Raw genomic sequence first — 1,553 nt, forward strand, 5'->3', positions numbered from 1 at the left:
GGGGGCGGATGAGGCGCGCGAGGGAACCGCGGCGAGGCGGGCCGCGTCCAGTGGAGCAGGCAGGCTGAAGGGAGGCGGGCACCGGTGGAGTCCGTCGCGACGGCGGAGGGCGGCGTGGCGAAGGGAAGGCGACCAGGAAGGGGATTCGCTTCCTCGCGGCTCGCCTGCGCGGGGTTGGCGCTCCTCCTGTCGGGGGTGGTCGCGCTCGCCGGCTGCACCGCCCCCGGCGCCGGGCAGGCCGGCCGCGGGGCGGGGAGCGCGCCGGCGGTCGCCCCCGGCGAGGCCACGGCGACCAGGACGGCCGGAGGCGCAGGCGGTTCCGGTGACTCCGGCGGCCCGCAGGCGCCGGCCGCGCGGAGCTTCGCCGGCGCGGAGGCGCTGCGCGCGGCCTGGAACGGCGCGCTCGACCCCTTCGAGGCCGACGCGGCCGTGGGGCCTTTCGAAACCGACAGCAACGGCCAGTTCATCGCCTTCGCCGGCGTCCACCGCCTCCTCGCCGGCCAGATCCAGGGCAGCGGCTACGCCCTCGACGTGCTGCTCGACCACCCGGAGCAGAACGGCGCCGCCGCGCGGCAGGCGATCCTTCCCCTGGCGAGGATCCTGATGCGGACGGTCCAGCCGGGGCTGAGCGCGGCGCAGCAGGCGCGCGTCCTGGCGGGGCTCGGCCTGACCGGCGACGCCCCCGCCATCCCCGACCGCTTCGAGTACGGGGCGCGCACCTTCCGCAGCGGCGACGTCACCTACGTGCTCAGCTTCGACGCCGGCCTCATCTTCTCGGCCGAGCACGGCTCGACCAGTCCGGGGCGCGACAGCCGGCTCGAGATCGAGGTGAAGCGCGGCCAGGCGCTGAGCGCGACGGAGCCCGTGGTCGGCCTCACCGCCGCCCAGGTGGAGGCGGCCCTGGCGCCGGCGCGCGCGCTCCCGCCCCTCAACGCCGGCCTCCTGGCCGACCCGACGCGCCTCTTCGACTGGCTCGAGCAGGTGGCGCGGCTGACCGGCCAGCTCCTGCCCGCGCCGCTGGCGGAGGCCGCCCCGCCGGCGGGCGTCGCCGTGCTCGTGCCCGAGAAGGGCATGGAGGCGATCCGCACCCTGCTGGGGCAGTTCTACACGGGCGACTTCACCGGCCACCTGGTGGGCGACGAGGCGTGGGCGAACATGGCCTCCGGCGTCGTGAAGGGCGGCTCCCTCCAGCTCCAGCGGCCGATCTACTACGGCGAGGGAAGGCTCTTCGTCCTGCCCGAGCCGCCCTTCGCGGAGGGGGAGACGTACTGGGTCCAGGTGCCGCTCTGGGCGGACGGTACCATGTACGAGTTGGGCTTCCTGCGGCAGCTCGGGGGCGGGCAGGGCCAAGTCGCGCTGAAAGGGCTCGACGTGAAGCGGGCCGGCGACGGGTCGGCGACGGTCACCGTCGACGTGCTGCTGCCGGCACCCCCGGGGGCGGCGGACGCGGCAGCCCGGGCCGCGCGCTTCGTCTTCCAGCTGGTCCCGGCCGGGAGGGAGACGTTCCGCATCGGCGGCATCCAAACGCCGCCCTGCGCCTGCGAGTGAGCCGG

Annotated in this window: 1 protein-coding gene; it reads left to right on the forward strand. The window is 76.3% G+C overall.

The genetic code is table 11. From position 1 onward, the window contains the following. The first annotated feature begins 84 nt into the window (after positions 1-84). Positions 85-1,548, forward strand: a complete 1,464-nt coding sequence (locus tag QJR14_10955) for a hypothetical protein (GenBank protein ID MDI3318117.1) — start codon at positions 85-87, stop codon at positions 1,546-1,548. The last annotated feature ends 5 nt before the right edge of the window (positions 1,549-1,553 follow it).

This window comes from Bacillota bacterium, assembly GCA_029961055.1.
Taxonomy (GTDB): domain Bacteria; phylum Bacillota; class Sulfobacillia; order JAIMAT01; family JAIMAT01; genus JAIMAT01.